The sequence below is a fragment of the Actinomadura meridiana genome (assembly GCF_039537545.1).
GTDB classification, from domain to species: Bacteria; Actinomycetota; Actinomycetes; order Streptosporangiales; family Streptosporangiaceae; genus Spirillospora; species Spirillospora meridiana.
The window spans coordinates 503320-529025 of record NZ_BAABAS010000005.1; the positions used below are offsets into that span (position 1 = coordinate 503320).

The window sequence follows — 25706 nt, forward strand, 5'->3', positions numbered from 1 at the left end:
CGTGCGGGTGGAGCCGGAGCGTGTCGCCTTTGGGGATGCGGCTGATGGTGTTGTTGGTCAGTGGGGCTCCAAGGCGATCTGGACGAGGCGGGGCTCCTCTCCTCGTCTGATCCATTTTCCGCGTCCCGGTGGGAGATGGTCGGCGTGGACGCGGGGGAAGATCTGGCCCTCCGAGCGGTCCCCGGACATGAGCAGCGAGGCGGCGCCGATCTCCCGGATCGACTGGACGAGCGGGTCGTACAGGCCCCGGCTCGCGCCCGCGACGCGCCGGGTCACCACGAAGTGCAACCCGATGTCCGGGCCGTTGGGGACGAACGGGACGAACGCCGCCAACGGCTGTTGCCCGGCGGTCGTGAGGAGGTCGTAGTCGTCCACGAGCACGACGACGCGCGGGCCCGTGGCGGACGCGGCGTCCTCGTCGTCCGGCTCGGGCATGCGTTCCTCCAGTTCCTTCGTGACGCCCGCCGCCAGGCCCGCGCACACCCGTGGTGTGTTCGCGTATCCGCCGAGGTACGGGGCGGGCACGATGTCGCGGCCGAGGGTGCGGCGCGGGTCCATCACCGCGAAGACGACCTCCTCGGGGGAGTAGCGGTCGACCACGGTTCGCGCGACCAGGCGCAGCAGTGCGGACTTGCCGCACCCGCCGTCGCCGAGGACGAGCAGGTTCTGTTCGGCGCCGAACAGGTCGAGCAGGACGGGCTCGAACGAACGCTCCTCCAGCCCGACCGGCAGTAGCAGGGGCTGTTCGGCGGGGCCGGGGAGGTCGGCCGCGTCCAGGCGGTGCGGCAGCACGCGGACCGGTGGGGCGACCGGGCCCGTCCACGCCGACCGGACCGCGCCGACCGCCGACTCCACGGCCGCGCCCAGCTCGGACGGGTCCGGGACGTGGCCGAGCGCGGGCACCGCGACCTGAGCGAACAGCTTGCCGTCGGTCAGAGCGCGGCCCCGTTGCGCGGTCCCGATGGTCTGCGCCAGCTTGCGTTCGACGGTGGAGTCGGCGGGGTCGTTCAGGCGCAGCTCGACCCGGCGCCCGAACATCGACTGCGCCGACATGCGCACGTCGTTCCAGCGGAGCATCCCCGCCACCAGGTGGACGCCGTAGCCGCCGCCGCGGGTGAGGATGTCGGTGACCATCTCGTCGATCTCCTCGAAGTCGGCGCGGATGGCGCCGAACCCGTCCACGACCAGTACCACGTCCGCCGCCGGGAGTTCGGGCACCTGCCCGGCGGCGTGCATCGCCCGGAGCCGTTGGACGCCGTCGACGCCGTGCCGCCGGAACACCTCCTGGCGGTGGTCCAGCATGCCGTGCACCTCCTCGACGGTCCGGCGCACGCGTTCGCGGTCGGCGCGGCCCGCGACGCCGCCGACGTTGGGCAGCCCGGCCAGCGACCGGAGGCCGCCGCCGAGCAGGTCGAGCCCGTAGACCGCGACCTGCGCGGGGGAGTGGGTCAGCGCCAGCGACAGCACCAGCGTGCGCAGCAGCGTCGTCTTGCCGGTCTGCGGGCCGCCGATGATCGCGATGTGGCCGCCCGCCGACTCCAGGTCGAGGTTCCACACGCCCTGCCACTGGCGGCGCGCGTCGTCCAGCAGGCCGATCGGCACGTGCAGCGGTTCGGCCCGCACCGGGAGCCGCATCCCGTCGTCGTCGATCCGGACGGGGCCGGTGACCTGGTCCAGGGTGGTCAGCGCGGGCAGCGGCGGCAGCCAGATGTGCTGGATCCGGCGGCCGTGCCGGACGAGGCCGCCGACCAGCACGTCCAGCAGCCGGGGGCCCGCGGAGCGCTCCGGCATACCGGTGTCCTGCGGTGCCGGGCCGCCGCGCGCCTCCGCCGAGGGGGCGGACGTGTTGAACGCCGTGTACGGCCGCACGGGCGGCTTCTTGTCGCCCTCCCGCACCGTCTGCACCGGGCCCCGGTACGGTCCGGACACGTACCCGCCCTTGAACCGCTGGTACACGCTGGTGTCGACCTTCAGGAAGCCGAATCCGGGCAGCGCGGGCAGGTGGAACGCGTCGGGAGTGTCCAGGACGGTGCGGCTCTCCTCCTCGGAGAACGTGCGGAGGCCGAGGCGGTACGACAGGTAGGTCTCCAGGCCCCGCAGTTTCCCGCTCTCGATCCGCTGGCTCGACAGCAGCAGGTGCACGCCGATGCTGCGCCCGATCCGGCCGATCGACAGGAACAGGTCGATGAAGTCGGGACGCGCGGACAGCAGCTCCCCGAACTCGTCGATGATGACCAGCAGGTACGGCAGCGGGGCCAGCTCGGGACGCCGCGTCCGCTCGAAGGCGTAGTCGCCGATGCTCGCGATGTTGCCCGCGTCGCGCAGCAGCCGCTGGCGGCGCTGCACCTCGCCGGACAGGCTCGCGTACGCCCGTTCGATCAGCCCGGCGTCGTCCTCCAGGTTGGTGATCACACCCGCCACGTGCGGCAGGTTCTCGAACGGCGCGAACGTGGCGCCGCCCTTGTAGTCGACGAGCACCATGCTGACCTGTTCGGGCGGGTGCGTCGCCGCCAGCGTCAGCACCAGCGTGCGCAGCATCTCGCTCTTGCCGGATCCGGTCGCGCCCACGCAGAGCCCGTGCGGGCCCATGCCGAGGCTCGCGGCCTCCTTCAGGTCCAGGATGACCGGTTCGGCCGCGTCGTCCAATCCGATCGGCACCCGCAGGAACGCCCGCTCGGTGCGCGGCGCCCACAGCCGGGCCACGTCGATCTCGGCGGGGTCGTCCACCCCGATCAGTGCGGTGAAGTCGATCTCGCCGTCCGCGGCGGCGCTCTCCTCCGCCGACTCGCGCGACAGCCGCAGCGGCGCGAGCATCCGCGCCAGCCCGGCCAACATCCCGGACGGGACGTCGTCGACCGTCCCGGCCATCGTCGCCGGGACGGGGCCGCGCAGGTCGTCGACCTCGACGTGGTCGCCGTCGACGCGGATCCGCACGCCGACGTCGCCGGGCTCCCGCCGCCGGTCGTCCACCAGATGGAGGATCGTCACCGCGAGATCGGCGGGCGGCACCGTCTCGTCAGGACGCACCAGCTCGGCGGCGACCTCCCCGTGGGTGTCGTGCACGACCAGCAGCCTGCGCAGCAGCTGGAACGAGTCGTCGCGGCCGAGCCCGCGCCGCACCTCGGCCGCGACGTCGCCGCGTTCGCGCAGGTCGTCGGCCAGCAGCGCGGCCAGCCGCAGCGGGCTCGGCGCGATCAGCCGGACGGGCGCACCACCGTCGTGGCGGTGCCGGTCCAGCACGTGCGGCAGCCACTTCGCCCATTCCCAGTCGGCGGCGCGCCCTGCCCCGCACGCCACCGCGACCGCCACGTCCTGCGGCGAGTGGAACGCCGCGAGCTGCGCCAGCAGGGCCCGCATCAGCCGCAGCACGTCCGCGCGTTCGCCGACCACGCTGACGTTCCCCGCCATGTCCAGCGGCAGCGTCAACGGCATGTCCGGCGCGTCGCCGAACCGGTCCAGCAGCGCCCGCGCCTCGGCGAACATGAACGGGTCGGTCGGCATCAGCGCCGTCCCCTGCTCGCCGACCTCCAGCGGTGGCCCGGGCATGAACCCGGTGCCGACCCGCACCCGCAGGAAGTCGGGCTGGCGGCGCCGCCGCTCCCACAGGCGGGTCGGGTCGCGGACGATGTCGTACAGCGCCTCCGGCGGCGGGTCCAGGACCCGTGCCCGCGCCCGGTCCGCCGCCTCCCGGGCGGTCAGCTCCTCGCGCAGCGTCTCCAGGTAGTCCAGGTAACGTTCGCGCTGCGCGCGGCGCTGCCGAGACACCTGCCCGCGCCGCGACAGCAGCATCGCCCCGCCCGCCAGGACCGCGACCACCAGCAGCACCGCCCCGAACACCATGAACGCCGGGTTGCGCAGCACCGTCATGATCGCGAGCGAGGCCATCATGCCGACCATCGGCAGGATCATCATCACCTGGTTGCCCTGCGCGCCCTCCTCCGGGAGGGTCGGCGGCGCCTCGATGAGGCGCCGCTCCGGCTCCGGGGGCGGCAGGACGGTGCGCGCCGGACGATGCACTACCCGGATGGTCACGACCGTTCTCCCTCGGTGTTCGCGGTTGCGTCGATCCGTCCTGGTCCCGGGGGCCCTGGACGTTCCCGGCGGGGCCGTCCACGCGTCCTGCGACGATCCGCGCGCGACCACCTCGCTCCGGTGGCGGCGCGGCGAGCCCCCGCGACGGCCGCGGTCGTGATCCTCACGCTTCGAGCGCCCTTCGCAGCGCCTCGGCGGCGATCGCGACGGCGGTGACCCGCGTCGCGTACGCCAGCAGCGCCGGGTCGAGGACCGACCCCGCGGCGAGCTGCCGGTCGAACCGCAGCCCGACCGAGCCGACCCCGGCGTCGGCGAGGATCTCCCCGGCCTTGCGGATGGTCGCCGAGCGGCCGAGATGCGGGCTCTGCGCCGCGAACACCACCAGCGTCCGGGACACCAGGCCCTGGAAGCCGGACGCGATCATCCAGTCCAGCGCCCGGCCCGCGTTGGCGGCGCCCTCCACGGTCGCCGGGGTCACCAGCACCTGCGCGTGCGCGGTCGACAGGACCGCGCGATGCAGGTCCGTGGTGATCCCGGCGCCGCAGTCGGTCACGGCGATCCCGAAGAACCGGCTCAGCGGGACGCCCACCGCGCGGTAGACGTCGCCGGTCATGCCGCCGCCGAGCGTCCCCTGGTGGCCGGGCAGCGCCCACAGGCTCTCGCCGAGGCGGGCCAACCGCGGTTCGACCTCCTCGAACGGCACCGCGCGCAGGTCGAGACCGGTCAGGTCGGTCTGGGTGTCCCGGGACGGCGCGCCGAGCCGCAGCGGTAACGACCCGAGTTCCGGATCGACGTCCAGCGCGAGCACCCGGTCGCGCCGGTACCGCGCGAACACCGACGCGATCAGCGCCGCCACCGTGCTCTTGCCCGCCCCGCCGCGCAGGCCCGTCACCGCTATCCGCCGTCCGGTCGTCACCGGATGCTGGATCCACGCGCCGTGCTCGGCCAGCGCCTGCACGTCGTCGGCCGGACGGAACGGCCGCACCGCGCCGCGGCCCATCCGGCGCAGCAGCGAGTCACCGTGCACTCGCCCCCGCACGAGATCCTCCGGCGCGAGAGGCGCGCTCTCCGGCCGTGGCCGTAACGGGGGGACGGGACGTGGCGGGCCCGCGGCCGCCCCGAACGCCGGTGGTGGGGTGCGCATGGGGCGGGCGCCGCCCTCGGGACCGCTCTCGGCGCCGCTTTCGGGGCCGCCCCTTGGCGGGGGCGCTGGGCGACGAGGGACGACGGGGGGATCGACGGCCGTCGTTTCCGGGGCCGGGCCGGCCTCCCCACCCGGTCCGTCCCCGTCGAGGTCAGCCAAGCTTCCTCTCAAAAGGTCTCGCGCAGCCGTGCGAAGATGCCGAAGACCCCGATCGCGACCGGAATGATCGCGATCACGGCCGTCGCCTCGATCCGGTTCGTCATCCGGCGCGACCGGGCCCGGGTGTGCTCGGCCGGGTCGGCCGCCAGCGTCACGACCGCGGCCGTGAGGCCGAGGAGCAGCATACCCAGCGCGGGAACGAAGCCCCAGGAGACGCGTTCGGCGCAGCGCACCGCGAGCCCCACCACGATCGCGACCGCCGCGCCGAGCAGCGCGGCCTTCTGGAGCACCAGCGGGAAGACCCGGGCGCGTCCGGCGACCACGAGCGCCAGCAGCGCGGCCAGCGCGGCGTTCCAGCCGTCCAGATCGGCGGTGGCGCCCAGCCCGGCGACGGTGGCGGCCACCGCCACCGCCACCGTGGCGATCACCATGGTGCGGTGCGCCCGGTCGAGGGACGCCATCAGATCGACCCGCGGCACCGCCCCGCCCACGCTGCGGCGGTCGTCGAGTGAGGTCAGCCCCGACAGCGACAGCGCCGTCCGCAGCAGGACGCTGAGCAGCACCACGCAGGACAGCGCGAGCACCGCGCCGGTCCGGTCGGAGTCGAGGCCCGCCGCGGCGCAGCCGGTGCCGATCGCGGCGAGCAGGGCCGCCGCGCCGCCGCCGACCAGGGCGCCCCGCCCGAGCGGCGAGCTCAGCCCGAGCAGCATGACCAGCGCGGCGAGCAGCAGCGCGCCGCCGCCCCAGCGGCCCCACCCGGCCCAGCCGAACGCGTCGGCCGCCCACCACAGCGCCGGGACACCCGCCGCGCCCCCGCCCAGGGTCAGCGCCAGACCGGCCGGTTCGCGTCCGGCCAAGCCGATCGTCATCCCGCTCACCAGCAGGAGCGCCGCCAGGCACGCGGTCGCGGCGGCGGCCGTCCCGGCGCCGGACCCGGCCCGCAGCACCAGCCCGGCGCCGACGGCCATCGCCACCAGCACGAAGGTCGCGGTCCAGCGCGCCGCGGCCGGGCTCCAGCTCAGCAGCCGCGGGTCGAGAGAGTCGGCGACCACCTCGGGCACCTCGTGCACCACCGGCGCGGGCACCGGCTCGTCGGCCCGGACCAGCCGCAGCACGGCTCCGTCCGGCACCTGCCGGTCGGCGAGGCTCGCGCCGGGGTCGAGCACCTCACCGGTGGAGGTGACCAGGTGCCGCAACTGCGGCGGGTTCCGCACCGGGTCGCCCAGCAGTTCCAGGACGTCCGGCATGAGGACGCCGAGCGGCTCCTGCGCCGGAAGTACCAGGTCGACGGTCCGTGCCTCGCCCACCAGGGTGACCCGGCTCCACACGCTCATGAACGCCCCTCCGCCCGGACCGTCATCCGGGGATCCTCGTGCCCGAAACCCGCTCCAGGTAGCCGTCGCGGATCAGCATCCGCACCGTCGGGAGCACCGGCGGGCGCGCGAACAGGCCGGGCTCGACGCTGAAGCGCACCCCACCGCCGGGCGACGTCCCGGCGGGCGGCGCGATCGAGGCCGCCACCTTGAACCGCCGCCGGACGCGGTAGCGGTGGTAACCCGCGGGAACACCGGCGGTGGCGCCGGTCCGGGCCGTCTCCGGCAGCCCGCGCGGCCCGAACGCGACGCCGAACGGGAACAGCACCGATCCGCTCTCCGGGCCGAACCGGTCGACCAGCGACCCCAGGGCCAGCGTGTACGTCGTGGACGCGCCCCCGGCGGCGCCGATCTCCGTCCGCAGCCGGGCGTCCAACTCGGCGCCGTCCTCCATCGCCCGCCGCTCCGCGGCCCGGTCGAGCCGGTGCGGCGGCGTCTCCTGGACGACCAGTTCGCCGTACAGCCACCGGCACGCCTCGTCCTCGGTCGGGAACTCGGCGGCGATCCGCGCCTGCCGGAACTCCACGACCCCGGCGGTGAACGTGTCCTGGTTCCTGGCGACGACGTAGTACCCCGGCGTCTTCGCGGGCGCCGGGCGCGGTTCGCCGGGCAGCACGTACAGGGTCTCGGGCACGCCCGCCTTCGTCAGCGCGTCCCGCAACCGCGCGAAGGTGATCCGCGCGCCCACCCAGTCGGCGGGCACCGCCGCGGCGCCCCCGCCGGTGGGCTGCTCCTGCGCCGCCTTCTCCCGCTCCTGCTTCTGGAACATCGACTGGAGATACGACCAGCCGACGGTGCCCGCGCAGAGCACCGCCGCCACGCACAGCCCAGCGATGATCTTGCCGACGTGCTCGTCGAAGGTGCGGCGGGTGCGGCGCGGCCCGAACACCAGCGCGTCGCGGAGCCTGCGGCGCCGCACCGTCACCGACTCCAACAACTGGTTGTCGTAGTCGCGCGCCAACGCCACCTCCCTCCGGTGCCCCCGCGTGCCCGCGAGGACGGGCCACGCGTCGGATGGGCCGCGCGTGACATCGGCCGTACGTCACAGACGCGGGAGGGGGACGCTCGTGTCCGGCGTTCCCTCCCGCGTCGTCGGTCCGCGTGCCGCCGTGCGGCGACGGACCGCTCAGATCGCCTGTACCGCCGCGCTCGCCTTGCCGAGCGTCGTGTGCGCGATCTCGTCGTTCTTCGCCAGCGTGGCCTTCACCAGGCGGATGATCTCGCGGGTCTCGTTGGCAGCGGCGTGCCATTTCAGCTCTTTGCCGTGGTACTCGTCCGACACCCCGGTGGCCTCCCAGTCGGCCATCGCGGCCTTGACGTCGGTGTCGCGGGTGCCGATCAATGTCTCCAGCCGTGACACGATCACCTGGATGTTGCCCTGCGCCTCGCCCGAGGCACCGGTGTCGTAGCTGCGCCGTCCGTCCGTCACCGTGCTGTCCTCTCGTCTGCGGTCCGCACGCGGCTCAGGCGGTGCGGAACTTCGCGCCGTCGAAGTTCGCGGCGCCCATCGCGCGGGTCCCCTCGTCTGCCATCTCCTGGTCACCGCCCGCGAACGCGCGTTCCATGCCGAGCTGACCGGTGTTGACCCGGTCGAGCCCGCCCTTCAGATCAGCGCAGATCTGGTCGGAGTGGGCCTTGAAACTGTCGAACGCCGCCTTGCCCGCGCCGTTGAACTTGCCGGCCAACGGCTCGGCGGCCACGATCAGCTGCCGCACCAGGCTCGCCAGCTCCTCACCCGAGGTCCCGGTCTGTTTCGCCAGGTGGATCAGCGTGTTCTGTCCCTGGTCCCATCGCCCCATTGCTACCTCACTCGTCAGCGACCGTCACACGTGATTCTCTGCATTCGTCGATGTCGATATAGACGATAGTTTCTCTCACTCGATACTGCTACCGGTAATGCGAGTATGATCGACTGTAAACACGCCGATCATAACGGTTGGACGTGCCTGATCGTCGTCGGGTTCCCCGCGGCCGTGTGACCGGATGCGGATACCTTCGGATTGGCGAACGTCGCTGGACACGGCGCCACTGTAGCGATCATGATGGAACGGCGATGTCGCCGCGGGGGGAGAGCGGCGACATTCGATCCGATCCAATTCCTCGACGCCGATGGCGTCGTTGGCCTGCCCGAAGACGGGGCCGTTCACCCGGCTGGCTCCTGACGGTGACCCGGTCGCCGTCATCGAGGCGAGTGCGGCGCGCCTCGCCACGCGAGCGCGCTATGAGGCGAGATGTCCTCGCCGCGGCGGCGTCCGCCGCGCGAGAGCCGGGGCCCGGCTCCCCGCTGCCACCCGCCGAGCGACTTCCGGGTCGAACACGAAGGGCGACGCCCGTATATCGGGCGCGGTCAAGGCTGGCAAGGCGTATGTCGGCGGCGACAGGGAAATGCTCGCGGAGGCGCCGCGCGCCGCGGTGAACGCTCCCGCCGCGAAGATCGGGGAGATGAACGGCGGAAAGGCGTCGCGCCAACCACGCCGCCGTACTGGCCGATGGGTCCGGGAGGACGACTCCCATTTCTGGAGCGACCAGGGCGGCAACCGCGCGACATGGCGCGCCGACACGGCGGCGGCACCACCGGTGGTGGACGCCGAACGGCTGGGCGTCAGTCCCGGCTGGAGGGTTCGCGCCAGCGGTTGGTGATGGGGAGGCGGCGGTCGCGGCCGAAGTTCTTCGGGGTGATCTTGGGGCCTGGCGGGTACTGGCGGCGCTTGTACTCGGCGATGTCGACGAGGCGGATGGCGCGTTCGACGAGGGCCGGGTCGTGCCCGGCGGCGACCAGGGCGTCGCGGCCCATGTCGCGTTCGACGTAGTCGGCGAGGATCGGGTCGAGGACGGTGTACTCGGGCAGCGTGTCCCGGTCGCGCTGGTCCGGCCGCAGCTCGGCGGACGGCTCCTTCTCGATGATCACGTCGGGGATGGGCTCCTGCGCGAACGGATACAGGAACGGCAGCCCGGTGCCCGTCTGGGTGTTGCGCCAGCGGGCGAGGTCCCAGACGGTGAGCTTGAAGACGTCCTTGATGGGCGCGAAGCCGCCCGCCGAGTCGCCGTAGAGGGTGGAGTATCCGGTGGCCAGCTCGCTCTTGTTGCCGCCGGTCAGGACGAGATGTCCGTGCTCGTTCGACAGGGCCATCCACACGTTGGCGCGGATCCGGGCCTGGAGGTTCTCGGCGGCGAGGCCGTGCAGGTCGAGCTGCTTCTCGAACGCCTCGACCATCCCGGCGATCGGGACGGTGCGCCCGTTGACGCCCTGCCGTTTCACCAGCTCCTCGGCGTCGACCACCGACCCCTCGGAGGAGTAGCGGCTCGGGAGCAGGACGGCGTGCACGTTCTCCGGCCCGATGGCGTCGGCGGCGATGGTGGCGACCAGCGCCGAGTCGATGCCTCCGGACAGGCCGAGGACCACCGAGCGGAACCCGTTCTTGCGGACGTAGTCGCGCGTGCCGAGGACGAGGGCCGCGTAGATCTCGGCCAGGCCGTCCAGCGGCTCGGCGACGGTCGGCGGCTCGGCCGGGTAGGCGGGCAGCGGCTCGGCGGACAGGACGTGCCGGTCGACGGTGATCGTGCTGCCGTCCGGCGCCTCCACCGGCGTGTCGTGCATGCGCAGAGGCACGCCCGGCTCGGCGGCCGGGAGGGTGAGGTCGGTGACGAGGAGGTGCTCGGTGAACTGCGGCGCGCGGGCGAGGGGCGTCCCGTCCGGCCCGACGATGAGGGAGTCGCCGTCGAAGACCAGCTCGTCCTGCCCGCCGACCATGTTGACGTAGGCGAGGGCACAGCCCGCCTCGCGCGCGCGCCGGGCGCACAGGTCGAGCCGGGCGTCGTCCTTGTCGCGCTCGTACGGGGAGGCGTTGACGGCCAGCAGCAGCCCGGCGCCCGCCGCGCGGGTGACGCTGGCCGGGCCGCCGTCCTGCCAGAGGTCCTCGCAGATGACGGTGGCGACGTCGACGCCGTGGACGCGCACGACCGGCAGCCGGTCGCCGCGCACGAAGATCCGGTACTCGTCGAACACCCCGTAGTTCGGCAGGTGGTGCTTCGCCGAGCTGACGCGGACCGCGCCGCCGTGCAGCCACGCCGCGGCGTTCAGCGGCGACCCGGCGGGCTGCCCGGCCCCGCCGTCCCCGCCGGTCCGGCTGCCGAGGTGGCCGGTGACGACGGGCAGGTCGCCGAGCCCCTCGTCGGCGAGGGTCCGGGCCAGCCGTTCCAGCGCCCGCCGGGACGCCTCGACGAACGACGCGCGGAGGGCGAGGTCCTCCACGGGGTATCCGGTCAGCATCATCTCGGGGAAGGCGACCAGGTGCGCGCCCGCGTCCGCGGCGCGACGGGTCCATTCCACGATGCTGGCGGCGTTGCCGTCGAGGTCGCCGACGGTCGAGTTCACCTGCGCGAGCGCGATCCTGAGCTGTGCCACGCTCCAAGGATAGGTCGCCGAGGGCAGTTTCGTCACTATGACGAGAAGGGGACGTCCAGCGCGGCGACGTGGCGGCGTCTGATCGCGGGCGCGAGCGCGACCAGCGCGGCGGCCGCCCCGACCGCGAGACCCGTGCAGGTCAGCCACAGCAGCGGGGCCCCGCCCGCGCCGAGCAACTGGGTCCCGCCGAGCGGGGCGAGGAGGAAGCCGCCCGACCACGCCATCCCGTACAGGCCGCTGTAGCGTCCGCGCAGGTCGGCGGGGGCGAGGTCGGCGACGATGGCTTGCAGGACCGACGCCACCATGATCTCCCCGAGCGTCCACACCAGGATCGTCGCGGTATAGGAGAGGGTGGACGACGCCAGCGACGTGAGCCCGTACCCGATCCCGACGCCGACGATGCCGACCGCCATCACCAGGCTGTGGTCGCGCCGGGCCAGCCAGGCGTTGACCAGCGGCTGCACGATGATGATCAGCACCCCGTTGGCGGCGATCGCGGCGCCGTACGCCTGCGGGCCGAGTCCGTCCTGCTTCATCGCCAGCGGCATCGTCGTCATGCCCTGCATCAGGACGAAGATGTACGCCACGCAGATCAGCGTGTAGCCGACCATGACCCGGTCGCGCAGCACCCGGCCGAACCCCGCCAGCACGCCCGAGCCGCCGCCGTCCCGCGCGCGCGTCTCCGGGATGGCCCGCCAGGTCAGCAGGCCGAACCCGACGCAGGTCGCCGCGTCGATCCAGAACAACCACAGGAAGCCGCGTTGCGCGAGCGTCCCGCCGAGCACCATCGCGACGGCCCAGCCCAGGTTGATCGCCCAGAACAGCAGCCCGAACGCGCGCGGCCGGTCCGCCGGGGAGATGATGTCGGCCACGATCGCCGACGCGGCGGGCCGGTACATGTCGAGCAGGAACCCGAGCAGCAGCGCCGCCGCGACGATCGCGGCGATCCCCTGGGCGTAGCCGAGCACGAGCATCGCGACGCCGGTGCCGACGGTCGCGGTCGTCAGCGTGGCGCGTCGCCCGATCCGGTCGGCGAGGGTGCCGCCCGCGAGCGTCCCGAAGAGCGAGCCCACGCCGAGCACCGCCATCACCGCGCCCGCCTGGCCCAGCGACAGGCCGCGCATGGTCGTGAGGTAGAGGCCGAGGAACGGTTCGACCATGGTGCCGAGCCGGTTGAGGAGCGTTCCAGCCCACAGCGCCCAGAACGTCCGGGGGAAGCCGCCGACGCGGGGACGGAGGAAAGCGGCGATCCGTCCCGATGGCGGACCGGGGGGAGCGTCTTCCAGAGTGGTCACGCGGACGATGCTCCGGGCCGCGCACCGCCCGCGAAACTGATTTAGCCTGGACTAAATGATCGAGCTGCTGTTCGCTCCGGACGACGCGGCGCGGGTCCGGTTCGCGTTCTCGCCGCTGTGGGAGATGGTGCGCAGCCTGCGGGTGCTCGCCGACCCGTCCGGGCACGCGCTGCACCTGCCGTGGGTGCACGCCGTCCGGCCCCGGCTGCGCGGTCTCGACCTGGGTCCGCTGCGCGAGGTGGTCCCTCCCGCCGGGTACATCCCGGACTTCCTGACCCCGCCGCCGACCAGCCCGTTGCCGGATCTGGACGCCGAGCTGGAGACCGTCCTGGACACGCCGCCGGAGATCGTCGCGGCGGAGCTGCGCTGGACGGAGCGCGGGAGCCGTCCGACGCCCGTCCGCCGGGCGATGGCCGCCGACCCCGAGGGCACCCTGGACACGCTGGTCGAGCTGTTCGAACGGTACTGGGCCGCCGCCGTGGAGCCGTTCTGGCCGCGCGTCCGCGACCTGCTCGAAGGCGATGTGCTGCGCCGCGCCGCCGCCCTCGCGGCCGAGGGCGCCGAGGGCGTGTTCGGCGACCTGCACGAGGCGGTCTCGTGGCGTTCGGGGACGCTGTGCGTCGACCGCCGCTGGACGTTCCGGGGCGAGCTGGCGGGGCGCGGGCTGCTGCTCGTCCCGAGCGTGTTCGTGTGGCCGCAGGTGTCGGTGATGGTGCCGCCCTACCAGGCCATGCTCAGCTATCCGCCGACCGGCGTCGCGACCCTCTGGGAGACCGGAACCCCGTCCGGCGGGCCGCGCGACGCGCTCGCCGCGCTCATCGGCCGCCGCCGCGCCGCGCTGCTCACCGCGCTCGGCACGCCCGCGTCGACGACGGAGCTGGCGCGGCGGATGGGCGTGACGGCCGGTGCGGTCAGCCATCATCTCGGCGTGTTGCGCGCGTGTGGCCTGGTCACCGGGCACCGGCTCGGACGTCGCGTCCTGTACGTCCGGACCGCCGCCGGTGATGCCCTCGCCGACCGGTCGGCCGACCCGTCAGCGGAGTGAGGCGAGCGCGTCCAGGCGGAGCGGCGCGGGGCTCTCCCCGGGCGGCCCGAACCGGCCCGACTCGGCGAGCCACTCGACGTGGGCGCGCGGGATGTCCAGCAGCACCTTGACGACCTGCGCGGCGGCGGCGCGCTGCGCGACGGTCAGCTCCAGCCGGTCGAGCATCTCGGGGAGCCTGCGCGCGGCCGCCCAGGCGTCCTCGACCCGATCGGCGATCTTGTCGGCGACCATGTGGCCGATCGTCGCGGTGTCGTCCGGGTCCAGGCCGTGCGCCCGGACGAGGACGGCGGGCAGGTCGTGCACGTCGCCGCGCGCCGCCTCCAGGTCGTGCGAGGCGACGTCGTTGGACCAGGCCACGATGTCGGCGACGCCGAGCGCGAGCGTCGTCCAGCGCGGCGTGCGGAGCAGCCGCGCGGGCAGCTCGACGCCGAGGACGGGCTCCAGCAGGTCGTACAGGAAGGGCCCGCAGGCCCGGCGGCGCAGCGGCGCGTACTGAGCCAGCGTCGGGACGTGCCGGACGCGCCGGTTGACGGCCTCCTCCGCGCAGGCGTCCCGGTGCGTCTCCAGGTGCAGCATGAACCGGCGGCGCCACTCGCGGCTCATGTTCGCGGACGCGGCGTCCCACAGCTCCACCAGCGCGGCCTCCAGCGGGCGCGCCCCCGGCCGGGCGTGGCCGCGCCGCATCGCGCGCAGCAGATCGTCGTACAGGGCGTGGACGGCGCTGCCGCTGTCGGCGAGCGGCGGGTGGTCCAGGGTGTCGTCCAGCGCGAGCGTCCAGGTGAGCCAGCGGGCGAACAGGTCCACGGCGGGCAGCTCGGCGGTCGGGAACACGCGGGCGGCGAGCCGCTCGCAGCGGGCCCGGCCGAGCGGCGAGGTGTCCGGGTCGCCGAGCACGAGCCCGCGGCCGCGCGCCCAGGCCTCCACCTGCGCTCCCAGTCGCCACGACTCAGGATGCATCGCCGACGGTGCGGCCAGCGGGGCGGCCCGGTCGGTCATCGAGAGCAGAAGAGAGATGTCCACGACCTGGCCCACGTTAATGATCATCGTCTGGGGAAACCGCGATCGCCACGTCAATTTTCGGGAAACGGACCTACTGGGGCGGGTCGAGCCGCCGGATTGTACCGTTCGAGATAGGTGATATCCCGCCCACCAGGAAGAATGCTGGGGGACGTACGGGATTGCCCGGTGCCGCCGACCGAAACTCCCACGGTGATCTCCGCCGCGATGACGGGTTCCGCGCGGGCCCGCCCGGCGCCTAGGGTGTGGCGCTGGCGTCCGTCCCGGCGGAATGGCGAGCCCGGCTCGGTTCAGGACGATTCCGGGATTACATGGCATGATCTTGCGAAACGCACCGGTGGAGGAATCGTGGTCGCAATGACGAGGACGAGCGGGCGGGCGCTGGGCGCCCTCGTGGTCGCACTGGCGCTGACGGCTTCGGCGTGCGGGGGCGACGACGGCGCCACCGTGCAGGGGGTGAAGCTCGTCAAGAAGAACACGCTCACCTATTGCACGCACCTGCCGTATCCGCCGTTCGAATCCGAGGACCAGAAGTCCGGCAAGGTCGTGGGCTTCGACATCGAGATGGTCGACCTCGTCGCCAAGCGGCTGGGCCTGTCCGTGAAGATCTTCGACACCCCGTTCGAGACGATGAGGACGGGCGCGTCGCTCAACGCCGGAAAGTGCGACATCCAGGTCGGCGGCATGACGATCACCAAGGACCGGACGCGGTTCATGGACGTGTCCGTCCCGTACTTCGACGTCACCCAGGCGGTCATGACGAAGAAGGGCGCCGGTGTCAGGTCCCTGGCCGACCTCAAGACCAAGAAGCTCTCCCTCGGCGCCCAGGCCGGGACCACCGGCGAGGACCTGGCGAAGCGCGAGGGCTTCGACCCGCGCTCCTACGACAACGCCAACGCCGAACTGGACGGCCTGCGCACCGGCCAGGCGAAGGCGATCCTCGTCGACGACCCGGTCGCCAGGTACTGGCTGAGGGACCCCGCCAACGCCGGGTTGGAGATCGCCGTCAACGTGCGGACCGGTGAGCAGCTCGGCTACTGGTTCCGCAAGGGCCACAACCCGGAGCTGGTCAAGCTCACCAACCAGATCATCCAGAAGGCCAGGGCCGACGGCTCGTACGACCGCTTCTACGCCAAGTGGATCGGCGCGAAGCCCGCGCCGGGCGTCGGCTCGTGACGGCCGAACAGGTCAAGCCGAGCGCTCCGGACGGCACGCTCTCCGGGCTCTCCCGCCGACGGCGCCGCCAACTCTCTTTGGGCGGCCAGTACGGGCTGTTCGCCGCCGTCATCGTCCTGATCGCGCTCCTCGCCGACTGGGGGACGCTGCGGCACAACTTCGCCAACTGGGACGTCGCCGAGGGCCTGTTCCCCGACGTCATCACGGTCGGGCTGCGCAACACCGCGCTCTACACCGCCGTCGGGTTCGGTCTCGGGCTCGGCGGCGGGCTGGTCGTGGCGCTGATGCGGCTGTCGTCCGTCCCGCCGTACCGGTGGTTCGCGACCACCTACATCGAGATCTTCCGCGGCCTGCCGCTGCTGCTGATCTTCATCTTCGTGGGCGTCGGCGTGCCGCTGGCGTTCCCCGGCACGACCATCCCCGGCGGCGCGGCCGGGCAGGCGGGCCTCGCGCTCGGCCTCGTTGCCACCGCGTACCTGGCAGAGACGATCCGCGCCGGGATCGAGGCCGTCCCGAAGGGCCAGATGGAGGCGGCGCGCTCGCTCGGCATGCCGCACTCCCGGGCGATGTGGTCGATCGTCATCCCGCAGGCGTTCCGGATCATCATCCCGCCGCTCACCAACCAGCTCGTCCTGCTCTGCAAGGACTCCTCGCTCGTGCTGTTCCTCGGCATCACGCTGGAGCAGCGCGACCTGACGAAGTTCGGCCGCGACCTCGCCGGGGAGAAGGGCAACACGACCCCGATCATCGTGGCCGGGATCTGCTACCTGCTCATCACGATCCCCCTGAGCCTGCTGGCCCGGCGCCTTGAGGCCCGCAGAAAAGAGGCCCGATGACCACAGCGAAGCGAGGATCGTCGGGCCTCCACTCGGGGGTCTGGGGGGCGTCCCCCAGAAAGGCAGGGCAGCGATGACGGACGGCGCGATCGAGATCCACGGGCTGCGCAAGGCGTTCGGGACGAACGAGGTGTTGCGCGGCATCGACTTCCACGTCGGGACGGGCGAGGTGGTCTGCGTGATCGGCCCGTCCGGGTCGGGCAAGTCGACCCTGTTGCGCTGCGTGAACCTGCTGGAGGAACCGACCGCCGGGACGATCAGGGTCGTCGGGGTGGACGTCACCGTCCCCGACGTCGACATCGACGCCGTCCGCCGCCGGATCGGCATGGTGTTCCAGTCGTTCAACCTGTTCCCGCACCTCACGGCCCTCGGCAACGTCATGATCGCGCAGCGGAAGGTGCTGAAACGCGGCAAGGCGGAGGCGGAACGAATCGCCCGGGAGAACCTCGAACGGGTGGGCCTGGCCGACAAGACCATCTCCTACCCGGCCCAACTGTCGGGCGGCCAGCAGCAACGCGTCGCGATCGCCCGCGCGCTGGCCATGGGCCCCGAGGTCATGCTGTTCGACGAGCCCACATCGGCGCTCGACCCGGAGCTGGTCGGCGACGTCCTCGGCGTCATGCGCAGCCTCGCCGAAGGCGGGATGACCATGCTCGTCGTCACCCACGAGATGAGCTTCGCCCGCGAGGTGGCCGACCGCGTCGTGTTCATGGACGACGGCGTGGTGGTCGAGGAGGGCCCACCCACGCGCGTGATCGACGACCCGTCCCACGAGCGAACACGGGCGTTCCTGTCCCGAGTCCTCGACCCGGCAGCGGCACGAATCGGCGAAAGCGAATAAATCGGCCCCCTGACCTCCACCGCGCACCTTCAAGCGAAGATCAGGGGGGCGTCCATGGGGATCAGGTGGATTCGCAGTAGTACGGGCTGGCCAACGTGAACTCTATGTAGTTGGTCAACGCGATCAGGCTCAGAGCCTCCTTCCCGGCTTCCTTCCTGGCCTCCACCCACGCCGCGAGGAAAGCGATCTCGGAGGAGTAGTAGTGACGATGCTGGCCTGGATCGCGGATGACGCTGATGACTCCCCGTTCGGCCCATCGACGGAGACTGGCCGTGGAGATCCCGCACGCTCGCGCCGCGTGCCTCGCGGGAATCCACGGTTCACCGCTCTCACAGTGAAGGACGGCGATCCAGCCCCAACGCTCCCGCCGGGGGTCCTCCTCAGGCGTTAGTAACGGCACCTGCTTTCACCCTTTCCGTCGAACGAGTCTGAGCCCCGTCCCTCTCCCCTGCGGGGGCCATAGGGAGAAGGACGGGGACGAAGCCGACGCGGCCCCCTCCAACCGCGTCAGCCTCTAGGGGGTTGGTATGCGGCCTCTCACCAGGCGTTGCCCGGATACATCTTGTGCTTGAGAAGCCTGTCGGTCCGGTCGGCCGCCGCCTTCACGTCCCCACACGGCGACAGGTAGCCGTACCGACCGCGCGCCGCCTCGTGGTAGGCCCACATCCCGCCCGAAATGGCGCGGGCACTCACGACCGTCCAAACGTGCTCGTCCGGGCCGGGGACGTACACCCACAGCAGCGGTTCCCAGAGCGCGGGCAGGGCGACCGGGGCCGGAAACTCCTCGGGCCGGTAGAGCCGGATGGACCGGTACCCCTTGGGCTGGAGCGCGACGGCGAGAAGATCCAGATACCGCACGGCCGTCGAGCGTCCAAGATGCGTGCGAAATCGCAACGCGCGCCGTTCCATTCGGACGGTCAGCGGTCGAGCCGCGCCCATACGATCTTCCCTTCTTCGCTGGTCAGTCGCACGCCCCATTCCCGGACGAGCAACGACATCATGGAGAGCCCACGGCCCGACTCGGCCGAACCCTCGACTTCCTTGATCACCGGCAGCCTTCTACTCGCGTCCTCGACCTCGATGACCACGCAGTCGCCACGCTCGTCCTCAAAGACCCGAACAGTGACCTGTCCGAATTTGACGTGTACGTGGACATTTGAAACGAGTTCACTCACCACCACACGCCCCACGTAGTCATCCGCGATCCCCAGATCACAGAAGCAGCCGGCGAGGAAGTCTCTTGCGATCTTCGGCGCGTTCTTGGTGGGAGGTATGACGAGCGTGGGCACCTCTGGGGCTTGAGCGACTGCGGGCATCGGTACGACCTTCGGAAATCGGATGATTCGACCATCGAGGGAGCTTTCTGAGCTAGCACCCCCCGGGGTGACCAGGCATTACGCGGTGACCCATGACCGCAGTAGAGCACTGTGCTTATCCTGCTTGCAAGGCTTTCAGCGAAAATCATGCTCGACAGATTTGACCCTGATAAGTCTTGCTTGCAGGGTGATTGATTCGGTGCTTTCATAAAGGATGAAAGACCTGCACGGGGAGGTGATGTGATGGCGGAGCGTCCAGGTGGAACGACGGTCCCTCGGCGCCTGCTGAAACTCTCCAAGCATTTCAGTCCGAGCGAATTCCCGGGCTACTCCAGACGCGCGACTACGCGCGGGCACTCATTCGCGCCGCCAAGCCAGAGGAGGGAGATGACGAGATAGAGCGCCGAGTAGAGGTAAGGATTCAGCGCCAGGCGCTACTGACACGGGCCGTAGCCAAGCCGAAGGTAGAGATGGTGCTGCATGAGTCCGTGCTTCGCCCGGCAATCGGCGACCGGGGTATCATGGCTGGGCAGCTCAACCACCTCGCAGAGGTGAACGCCCAGCTAGAGAACGTGTCCGTACGTGTGATTCCATTCGTGAATGGGTTGCACGCAGGCATCGTGTCGAGCCAGTTCGTCATGATGCACTTCCCCACCAATGGAGACGGTAGGCCAAGCGAACCGACCACCGTCTACGTAGAAGGCTTCATCGGAGCTCTCTATCTGGAAAAGCCGGAAGAGGTCGAGCGATATGAGGCGGTATTCACGTCAATGTGGAACTCTGCTCTGAACGAAGCGGAGAGCACCAGCTTCCTCAACCAAGTAGCGGAGGATTTCAACAAGTGAACGAGAACAACGGGCAGTGCTTGACGTGGCGCAAGTCGAGCCGTAGTAACGGCGAACAGGAATGTGTCGAACTCGCGGCGACCCCCGAAGGCGTGGCCGCACGCGACAGCAAGAACCCCCACGGCGGTCACATCCTCGTGAGCCGCGAGGACTTCCGCCGCTTCACCGAGACCCTCAAGAACCTCTAGAGCACAACAAGAGCCCCCCGGCCGCCTGGGCGTGCTTGACGTTGAGGGCCGCGCCCCGACCCGCCCGAGGAAGAACGGAGTGTTGGGCGGGTCGGGACGCAGCCCTTCCTGTGCCGGGCGTGGACCGTATGACCTACTGCCCGCCCTGGTCTGGACACGACGGACCGATGAGGTTGCCCGGATCGTCGAGCCAGACGTGCTGGCCCTCGGCCGTCACGGTCAGGCCCCACCGGTCGGCGGTAGGACGGTCAAGGTCCTCCCACCAGTGGTAGGCGGCCTCCACCTCGTGCCACAGGCTCCGAGGGCCATGCTGGCGGACCGGGAACGTCTCCGCGCCCGGCCCGTGTTCAAGGCTGGCCCATGAGCCCGACCATGGATCGACCAGCCACACCGCGTAGGCCCCACCGTCGTCATGCCTAACGATCAACTTGCAGCGTGGCACCTTCAATCCGACCGCCAACGACACGTCGTACTCGCCGAGCACGTCGTACGGGTGCAGGCCGGTGGACGAACAGCGGGCCTGCTCCACGTGCCGCACGTCGCGGGCGAGCGAGACGTGTCGGCCGCGCTGGGCGCGCAGGCGCATGAACGCCACGTTCCCCACGATCCGGCCACGCATCGTGCGGTCCGGTTCCACGGTGAACGACACCAGCGCGCCGTTGTGGAAGTCGGTGGTCCACGGGACCAGCACCCGCCCGCCTGGACGGCTCTGCTCAGCCCATGCGTGCGGGACCTGATCGGCGGCGACGGTAGCGATCACCCGATCGAACGGCGCGAAGCTTGGACACCCCAGCGCGCCATCAGTGGCCGCGACCGCGATCTCGTATCCCGCGTCCCACAGAACACGCCGGGCGCGGTCGGCCACCGCCGGATCCACCTCCACCGAGACCACCTTGTCGTCGCCGAGCCGTTCGGCGAGCAACGCGGCGTTCCATCCGGTCCCGGTTCCGATCTCCAGGACGTTCATGCCCGGCTCGACCTCAAGCGCCGCCAGCATCGAGGCGACCACGTCCGGGCGGCTGGCCGAGCTGGAGATGTCCCGGCCGACCCGTCCTGGCTCGGCCGGGACACCATCATCGACCTGCGTGACCACGAAGTCGTTGGCGTAGCACAGCTCCAGCCACCTCGCTTCGTCGTCGGCCCGGTCCACCGGCACCAGTCGCCGGTCACCGTCCTGGACCCACACCGTGTCGGGAACGAACCGATGCCGGGGTACCGCTTGGAACGCCGCCCTCCACTGTGGGACCAAGTCACCGGCTTCGGTGAGTTCGGCGACCAGCCGGGCCGACAGCTCCGCCGGATCGGCCACCTACTTGCTCTTCTCGTGCTTGCCGCCGCCCGGGGGGTTCTTGGGTGGGATCGGCTTGTCCCACTTGCCGTCGCCTTCCTTCTTGTCGTCGTCATCGTGCTTGCCCATATCGAACTCCTTCCCACGGACCGCGTAGCCGACTGCCACGCGGTAGGTCACTGCCGCAAAGATCCCGTCCGGCTCCCGCCGAACCGTCGCTCCAGGCACCGAAGCCGGGACGGTCATCGGGGCCGCCATCCAACCGCGATCAGTCGTTCCCGCAGCTCGATCCCAGTGCGGCCCCGCACGAAGAACCCGCCGCCGCCGACCGCGAACCACGCCCCCGCGGACGGGTCGGCAACGAACCCCAGCTTGGGAAACTCGGCCCGCAAGCGTGTCAGGAACTCATCCGGACCCGGCGGACACTCGTCCGGGGCGTCCTTCAGGACGGACAGGACCGCTTCCCGCGTCTCGTCCACCGACCCCATCTCACCCTCCTCGCCGGGCAACGACCCTCTGTGTGTTACCAAGCACGCTAAGGAGGTGGTCGTGTCGCGGGCCACAAAGTTGCCCGGGTTGGCCCACTAAGAACTTTCGAGGTGCGCTGTTGATCAGCTTCCTGGCGCGGTCGCCGCGCACGGCCAGGCCGGAGAGCGCATCGAACGCCCGCAGGTACAACGCGATCTCGCTCGGCTGAGAGACGTTGAGCACTCCGGACACGAGTTCGACTCCTACAAGCTCTTCGTCGAACATCGTGAACGCTTCCTCAGGCCACACCCCGTTGCGGGGCGCGGCCTGGGGGATGATGCCCAACGACACTGACGGCAGCGTCATAACGGTCAGCAGATGGGAAAGCTGACCGACGTGGATGGCGGTCTCACACGTGCGGTGGCGCAGCACCGCTTCCTCGATGATGAACACGTACCGGCCCCTGCCCGAGCGCAACACGTCTTGCCTGTCCATCCGCTCAGTCACGGCTTCGGCAACGTCGTCCACGGGCAAGTCGAGTTCGCGTCGTACGGCGTACAAGGCCGCCGTCGTGTAGCCAGCCGTCTGGAGCAACCCGGGCATCACGCGCTCTTGGTAGTTCCGGATCAGCTTCGCGCGCTCGTAAACAGGTCTGACGACTGTCTGTGCCTGTCGGAGCCCTGACCGGTGCAGCCGTTTGTAGCTGACCCACATGCTGGGTAACGGCGAGGAGATCCGCGAACGACACTCGCCCCGGCCAGCGACGGCCCTTCTCAAAGGTGCCCGCAGCCGCCTCGGCGATGATCGGCCACATGCGAGCGGGCATACGGATGACCGCCTCGTCGGCCCCGACGCTGACGTGAGAGGCCATCTCCGCAAGCATCAGGGGATCGGTCACGTGCTCGCCGACGAACAGTCCGTCGCCCGTGGTCGGGTCCACGTGCACGGCGGGGCACTTGTCCTGCTGGGAGTTCGGGTCCACGCCGACGAAATCCAGCGACACGTCGTCCTCCTGGGTCTGGGGGTTTGCCTCGGGTTGCCCAACCAAGCGTCACCCGGCGCGGACGGCGCGGCAAGGCGTCTGCGTTTGTGAGCTTCGTAGCCCCGGACGCATGGATGACCTGGGGTCCTCTCCCCGTGACAGGACCCCAGATCATCCGCGTGTGTCCGCGAGGACTTTCGCCGGTTCGCCGAGACCCTCAAGAATTTCTGGACAACAGGACCCCCGGAGCCTCCGCTGGCACCGGGGGGTTTCGTGCTCTCCTGATGCGCTTAGGGCTACCGGCAAATGGGCGGGCGGGGCGTGTCTTGACGGACTGCGGGCACGGAATCTGACGATCATGGTCTTGTCGCAGTCCGTGGTCTTCGAGGTGTTTCGTGCCTGCGGTGCCATCATGCCTGCTTGATGAGAGGGAGCCCGCCGACCTCGAAGCTTCACGCCGCCCGCTCAGCGGGCTAACCAGCGGGGTCGGTGGTGTGGTGGGGTTTGTTCCCCGACAGGAGGCCGTCGATACCATCGAGAATCAGGGTCAGGCCGAAGGTCACATCATTGTCGTCTATATCGTCTGAATATTCGTTGCTCGTCATCAAGGCCGCGACAAGAGGATATCCGTGCTCGTGCAGCAATGGCAGCAGGAAATCCTGCACGGTGGTTGATTTCACGGAGCCCGCGTTGCTCTGTCTGAGGTCGCGGCGCATGTCGGCTGTCCGGCGCGCATATACGTCGAGCAGCAACGCGCACTGAATTGCCTCCTTGGGGCTGAGTCCGGCGCCGGTGAGGGATTCCAGAATGACCTCGGTCCAGCGCAGCAGGTTCGGCGTGACCGGCGCGCCCCGGACGGGCAGGTCCACCAGCCAGGGATGGACATCGCACCGGTCGATCATCGACCGGGTCCAGGTTGTCGCCGCGGTTCGCCAGCGGTCGGCGCCGGACACCAGATCCGGTGCGGGGCCCCACCCGGTCTCGGCGACCAGCACCAGCAGCTCATCCCTGGATCTGACATATCGGTAGATCGCGTTGGCAGTTAGCCCGAGTTTCTTGGCGAGCTTCGGCATCGACAACGCCGCGAAGCCATCCGCGTCGGCCAGCTCGACAGCCGCCTCGACGACCTGCTCGACGCTTTGCGACGGCGTCCGCCCGAGCTTGCTCGTCTTGGCGGGCAGGCCCCAGGCGAGGGCCAACCCCGGCGGCAGCTCCTGCGGATCAACGCCAGTGGACATCAGTAGATCGTCCTCACAGTTCTCGCCGAACGCTTGACTTCGTGTGACCCATACACTTTTATTCGTGTGTACCTTACACAAACGCGATCGGGGATGTGGATCTTGAGACAGCTCGTGCAGAGACCGACAACAGGCCGCGGCCGGTCGCGGGCCACCATGCCAGGTCACCTGCGGACCCTACTCGTCGCGGCGGTGCTCTTCGGCTCCTCGGCGTCTGCCGTCACGGCCGCCTCCGCGTCGGCGGAGCATGCCGGGACGAGCCACGATTCCTCCACTGTTGTCTCAACCGACGCCGGTGCCGTGCGCGGCACGCTCACCGCGAACGCGCGACTGTTCCAGGGAATCCCGTACGCGGCCCCACCGACCGGGTCGCTGCGCTGGGCATCCCCCCAGCGTGCCGCATCGTGGTCGGGAATCAGGGACGCGACCGAGCCCGGCAACCGGTGCGCGCAAGCGGAGGGGTTGATCGACGAGGCCAGCATTCATGAGGACTGCCTCTACCTCAACGTCACAACGCCCCGCCACGTCGGCGCTCGCAAACTCCCCGTGATGGTGTGGATCCACGGCAACGGCTTCATCAACGGCGCCGGCAGCCTCTATGACGCACAGCGCCTGGCGGACACGGGCAACGTGATCGTGGTGTCACCCAACTACCGCCTGGGCATCTTCGGATTCCTCGCACATCCGTCCCTCGATCACGGTGCGGCCCGGCATCTTTCGGGCAACTTCGGGCTAGAGGACCAGCAGGCCGCGCTGCGATGGGTCCAGCGTAACGCCGCGGCATTCGGCGGTGATCGGGCAAACGTCACCATATTCGGCGAGTCCGCCGGAGGGACAAGCGTCTGCTCCCATCTGGCGGCCCCCGGCTCGGCGGGGCTCTTCCAGAAGGCGATCTTGCAGAGCGGGGAATGCACCGGGGAGAAATGGTCACCTGGTCCGCCGACCTGGTTCCCGCTACCGCGCGCCGAGCGTGAGCGGCACGGACTCGACGTCGCCTCCGAGCTCGACTGTCCCGATGTCCGTACAGCCGCCTCCTGCCTGCGCAAAATAGAGCCGGAGGTACTCACCAAGTGGTCCGACGTCGGCCTCGGATCCGGGCCCACAGTCGGTGGCGGCGTGCTTCCCCTCAGCCCGCAGAAGGCATTCGCCACGGGCCGCTTCAATCGCGTGCCGATCATCCAAGGAACCACGCGCGACGAACATCGCCTCTTCACCGCCGCCATCGAGGCCGCGACGGGCAAGCAGACGACCGACGCCAGCTACCGGGATGAAGTCCACACGCTCTTCGGGCCGACCGACGCCGCGCGGGTCCTGGCTCGTTACCCCAGCGATCATTTCCACTCAGCCGGTGAGGCGTTGTCCACCGTCGTGACGGACTGGGCGTGGGCCTGTCCCGTTCTTGATCGAAACCGCGCGCTGTCCGCACACGCACCCGTCTACGCGTATGAATTCAGCGATGAGAACGCCCCATGGTTCACCACCCTCGCGAAGCCGAATTTTCCCACCGGCGCATTTCATGGTGGCGAACTTCAGTACATCTTCGACGATGCGCAGCTTCCCGGCCCGGCGACAAGCGCGCAACGCAAGCTCTCGAATCAGATGATGCGTTACTGGAGCCAATTCGCCCATACGGGAAATCCGAACGGTCACAATTCGCCGAAGTGGTCGCCGTTCAAAGCGGGCGAGCACGTCCAATCGCTCGCGCCGGGCGCGATCGGGTCAGCAGATCTCGCTCAGGAGCACCAGTGCGCCTTCTGGGCGTCGATCGGTAACTGATCGAGTGATGCGACTCGCGCACGCGGGGACGGTCCCGGCGAACGGCTAACCGCTCCCAACGTCCAGCGGTGCTCCCCGCATGCGTGCGGGGAGCACCGCTGGCACGGCGGCCGCTACGCGGCCTCACACGTGCGCCGCCGGTTCCGCCGGATGCTGGTTGAGGTACCCGGCATCGCCCCGGAGCTGGTCGGTGACGTCCTGGGCGTCCGGCCCGCGGGTGGACGCGGGTGTTTCTGGCTCGTGTCCTCGATCCGGCGGTGGTGTGGATCGGGGAAAGCGAAT

General features: G+C 70.5%; 24 protein-coding genes and 1 pseudogene. 8 read left to right on the forward strand and 17 right to left on the reverse strand.

Going from position 1 to position 25706, the window contains the following annotated elements; genetic code table 11:
* Positions 1–57: 57 nt before the first annotated feature.
* The 6 genes from eccCa to ABD808_RS11655 all read right to left on the reverse strand — a co-directional run bounded on the left by eccCa (position 58) and on the right by ABD808_RS11655 (position 8507).
* On the reverse strand, positions 58–4032 hold the full coding sequence (gene eccCa / locus ABD808_RS11630; RefSeq protein ID WP_344894293.1) for a type VII secretion protein EccCa: 3975 nt from the start codon (positions 4030–4032) through the stop codon (positions 58–60).
* 163 nt (positions 4033–4195) lie between these two features.
* On the reverse strand, positions 4196–5071 hold the full coding sequence (locus ABD808_RS11635; RefSeq protein WP_344894296.1) for a nucleotide-binding protein: 876 nt from the start codon (positions 5069–5071) through the stop codon (positions 4196–4198).
* 272 nt (positions 5072–5343) lie between these two features.
* Positions 5344–6669, reverse strand: coding sequence for a type VII secretion integral membrane protein EccD (eccD, locus tag ABD808_RS11640; RefSeq protein WP_344894299.1), 1326 nt, complete (start codon positions 6667–6669; stop codon positions 5344–5346).
* Positions 6670–6691: 22 nt separating this feature from the next.
* On the reverse strand, positions 6692–7669 hold the full coding sequence (locus ABD808_RS11645) for a TNT domain-containing protein (protein WP_344894302.1): 978 nt from the start codon (positions 7667–7669) through the stop codon (positions 6692–6694).
* Between the two features lie 165 nt (positions 7670–7834).
* Positions 7835–8137, reverse strand: a complete 303-nt coding sequence (locus ABD808_RS11650; protein ID WP_344894305.1) for a pore-forming ESAT-6 family protein — start codon at positions 8135–8137, stop codon at positions 7835–7837.
* Positions 8138–8171: 34 nt separating this feature from the next.
* A complete protein-coding gene (locus tag ABD808_RS11655) occupies positions 8172–8507 on the reverse strand; it encodes a hypothetical protein (RefSeq protein ID WP_344894308.1) in 336 nt (111 codons plus the stop codon).
* Between the two features lie 310 nt (positions 8508–8817).
* Here ABD808_RS11655 and ABD808_RS11660 point away from each other — a divergent pair, with 310 nt between their 5' ends.
* Positions 8818–9348 (forward strand): hypothetical protein, encoded by a 531-nt coding sequence (locus ABD808_RS11660; protein ID WP_344894311.1) that lies wholly within the window; start codon positions 8818–8820, stop codon positions 9346–9348.
* On the opposite strand, the gene ABD808_RS11665 is transcribed toward ABD808_RS11660, so the two are convergent.
* Together ABD808_RS11665 and ABD808_RS11670 are read right to left on the reverse strand one after the other, a co-directional pair.
* Positions 9311–11113: an NAD+ synthase gene (locus tag ABD808_RS11665; protein WP_344894314.1), complete on the reverse strand. Its 1803-nt coding sequence runs from the start codon at positions 11111–11113 to the stop codon at positions 9311–9313. The genes ABD808_RS11660 and ABD808_RS11665 overlap by 38 nt on opposite strands.
* Positions 11114–11148: 35 nt before the next feature.
* Complete coding sequence (locus ABD808_RS11670; RefSeq protein ID WP_344894317.1) at positions 11149–12408, reverse strand: MDR family MFS transporter; 1260 nt, start codon at positions 12406–12408, stop codon at positions 11149–11151.
* A gap of 55 nt (positions 12409–12463) precedes the next feature.
* On the opposite strand from ABD808_RS11670, the gene ABD808_RS11675 reads away from it, so the two are divergent.
* Positions 12464–13453 (forward strand): ArsR/SmtB family transcription factor, encoded by a 990-nt coding sequence (locus tag ABD808_RS11675; protein ID WP_344894320.1) that lies wholly within the window; start codon positions 12464–12466, stop codon positions 13451–13453.
* On the opposite strand, the gene ABD808_RS11680 is transcribed toward ABD808_RS11675, so the two are convergent.
* On the reverse strand, positions 13442–14485 hold the full coding sequence (locus tag ABD808_RS11680; protein WP_344894323.1) for a terpene synthase family protein: 1044 nt from the start codon (positions 14483–14485) through the stop codon (positions 13442–13444). The genes ABD808_RS11675 and ABD808_RS11680 overlap by 12 nt on opposite strands.
* 342 nt (positions 14486–14827) lie before the next feature.
* On the opposite strand from ABD808_RS11680, the gene ABD808_RS11685 reads away from it, so the two are divergent.
* The 3 genes from ABD808_RS11685 to ABD808_RS11695 all read left to right on the forward strand — a co-directional run bounded on the left by ABD808_RS11685 (position 14828) and on the right by ABD808_RS11695 (position 17323).
* Complete coding sequence (locus ABD808_RS11685) at positions 14828–15646, forward strand: transporter substrate-binding domain-containing protein (protein WP_344894327.1); 819 nt, start codon at positions 14828–14830, stop codon at positions 15644–15646.
* Complete coding sequence (locus ABD808_RS11690) at positions 15607–16482, forward strand: amino acid ABC transporter permease (RefSeq protein WP_344894330.1); 876 nt, start codon at positions 15607–15609, stop codon at positions 16480–16482. The genes ABD808_RS11685 and ABD808_RS11690 overlap by 40 nt, the downstream gene beginning before the upstream one ends.
* A 73-nt stretch (positions 16483–16555) precedes the next feature.
* Positions 16556–17323 carry an amino acid ABC transporter ATP-binding protein gene (locus tag ABD808_RS11695; RefSeq protein ID WP_344894333.1) on the forward strand — a complete coding sequence of 256 codons (768 nt, stop codon included), beginning with the start codon at positions 16556–16558 and terminating at the stop codon, positions 17321–17323.
* Between the two features lie 61 nt (positions 17324–17384).
* Here the strand turns inward: ABD808_RS11695 and ABD808_RS11700 are convergent, their stop codons facing one another.
* From ABD808_RS11700 to ABD808_RS11710, 3 genes are all read right to left on the reverse strand, one after another.
* Entirely contained in the window at positions 17385–17723 is a 339-nt protein-coding gene (locus ABD808_RS11700) for a MerR family DNA-binding transcriptional regulator (RefSeq protein ID WP_344894336.1), read from the reverse strand.
* A gap of 137 nt (positions 17724–17860) precedes the next feature.
* Positions 17861–18181 (reverse strand): hypothetical protein, encoded by a 321-nt coding sequence (locus ABD808_RS11705; RefSeq protein ID WP_344894339.1) that lies wholly within the window; start codon positions 18179–18181, stop codon positions 17861–17863.
* A gap of 59 nt (positions 18182–18240) precedes the next feature.
* Positions 18241–18639 (reverse strand): ATP-binding protein, encoded by a 399-nt coding sequence (locus tag ABD808_RS11710; protein ID WP_344894342.1) that lies wholly within the window; start codon positions 18637–18639, stop codon positions 18241–18243.
* Between the two features lie 296 nt (positions 18640–18935).
* On the opposite strand from ABD808_RS11710, the pseudogene ABD808_RS11715 reads away from it, so the two are divergent.
* A pseudogene (locus ABD808_RS11715) lies at positions 18936–19484 on the forward strand (DUF5753 domain-containing protein); the annotation flags it as partial.
* A complete protein-coding gene (locus tag ABD808_RS11720) occupies positions 19481–19672 on the forward strand; it encodes a DUF397 domain-containing protein (protein WP_344894345.1) in 192 nt (63 codons plus the stop codon). The pseudogene ABD808_RS11715 and the gene ABD808_RS11720, both read left to right, overlap by 4 nt.
* Before the next feature lie 133 nt (positions 19673–19805).
* On the opposite strand, the gene ABD808_RS11725 is transcribed toward ABD808_RS11720, so the two are convergent.
* The 5 genes from ABD808_RS11725 to ABD808_RS11745 all read right to left on the reverse strand — a co-directional run bounded on the left by ABD808_RS11725 (position 19806) and on the right by ABD808_RS11745 (position 23648).
* On the reverse strand, positions 19806–20981 hold the full coding sequence (locus tag ABD808_RS11725; RefSeq protein ID WP_344894348.1) for a methyltransferase domain-containing protein: 1176 nt from the start codon (positions 20979–20981) through the stop codon (positions 19806–19808).
* The gene (locus tag ABD808_RS11730; protein WP_344894351.1) at positions 20982–21140 is read right to left on the reverse strand and encodes a hypothetical protein; all 159 of its coding nucleotides are present in this window, start codon (positions 21138–21140) and stop codon (positions 20982–20984) included.
* Between the two features lie 62 nt (positions 21141–21202).
* A complete protein-coding gene (locus tag ABD808_RS11735; RefSeq protein ID WP_344894354.1) occupies positions 21203–21448 on the reverse strand; it encodes a hypothetical protein in 246 nt (81 codons plus the stop codon).
* A 1-nt stretch (position 21449) separates the two neighbouring features.
* Entirely contained in the window at positions 21450–22142 is a 693-nt protein-coding gene (locus tag ABD808_RS11740) for a DUF5753 domain-containing protein (protein ID WP_344894357.1), read from the reverse strand.
* 741 nt (positions 22143–22883) lie between these two features.
* On the reverse strand, positions 22884–23648 hold the full coding sequence (locus tag ABD808_RS11745; protein WP_344894360.1) for a TetR/AcrR family transcriptional regulator: 765 nt from the start codon (positions 23646–23648) through the stop codon (positions 22884–22886).
* A 192-nt stretch (positions 23649–23840) separates the two neighbouring features.
* On the opposite strand from ABD808_RS11745, the gene ABD808_RS11750 reads away from it, so the two are divergent.
* Positions 23841–25424 (forward strand): carboxylesterase/lipase family protein, encoded by a 1584-nt coding sequence (locus tag ABD808_RS11750; RefSeq protein WP_344894363.1) that lies wholly within the window; start codon positions 23841–23843, stop codon positions 25422–25424.
* Positions 25425–25706: the final 282 nt, after the last annotated feature.

Bases quoted from the DNA above. Each gene is read 5' to 3' on its own strand.
- ABD808_RS11675 (WP_344894320.1), top strand. From the start codon at position 12,464: ATGATCGAGCTGCTGTTCGCTCCGGACGACGCGGCGCGGGTCCGGTTC.
- ABD808_RS11745 (WP_344894360.1), bottom strand. From the start codon at position 23,648: ATGTCCACTGGCGTTGATCCGCAGGAGCTGCCGCCGGGGTTGGCCCTC.
- ABD808_RS11740 (WP_344894357.1), bottom strand. From the start codon at position 22,142: ATGTGGGTCAGCTACAAACGGCTGCACCGGTCAGGGCTCCGACAGGCA.
- ABD808_RS11695 (WP_344894333.1), top strand. From the start codon at position 16,556: ATGACGGACGGCGCGATCGAGATCCACGGGCTGCGCAAGGCGTTCGGG.
- ABD808_RS11710 (WP_344894342.1), bottom strand. From the start codon at position 18,639: ATGCCCGCAGTCGCTCAAGCCCCAGAGGTGCCCACGCTCGTCATACCT.
- ABD808_RS11685 (WP_344894327.1), top strand. From the start codon at position 14,828: ATGACGAGGACGAGCGGGCGGGCGCTGGGCGCCCTCGTGGTCGCACTG.
- ABD808_RS11735 (WP_344894354.1), bottom strand. From the start codon at position 21,448: ATGGGGTCGGTGGACGAGACGCGGGAAGCGGTCCTGTCCGTCCTGAAG.
- ABD808_RS11655 (WP_344894308.1), bottom strand. From the start codon at position 8,507: ATGGGGCGATGGGACCAGGGACAGAACACGCTGATCCACCTGGCGAAA.
- ABD808_RS11660 (WP_344894311.1), top strand. From the start codon at position 8,818: ATGGCGTCGTTGGCCTGCCCGAAGACGGGGCCGTTCACCCGGCTGGCT.
- eccD (WP_344894299.1), bottom strand. From the start codon at position 6,669: ATGAGCGTGTGGAGCCGGGTCACCCTGGTGGGCGAGGCACGGACCGTC.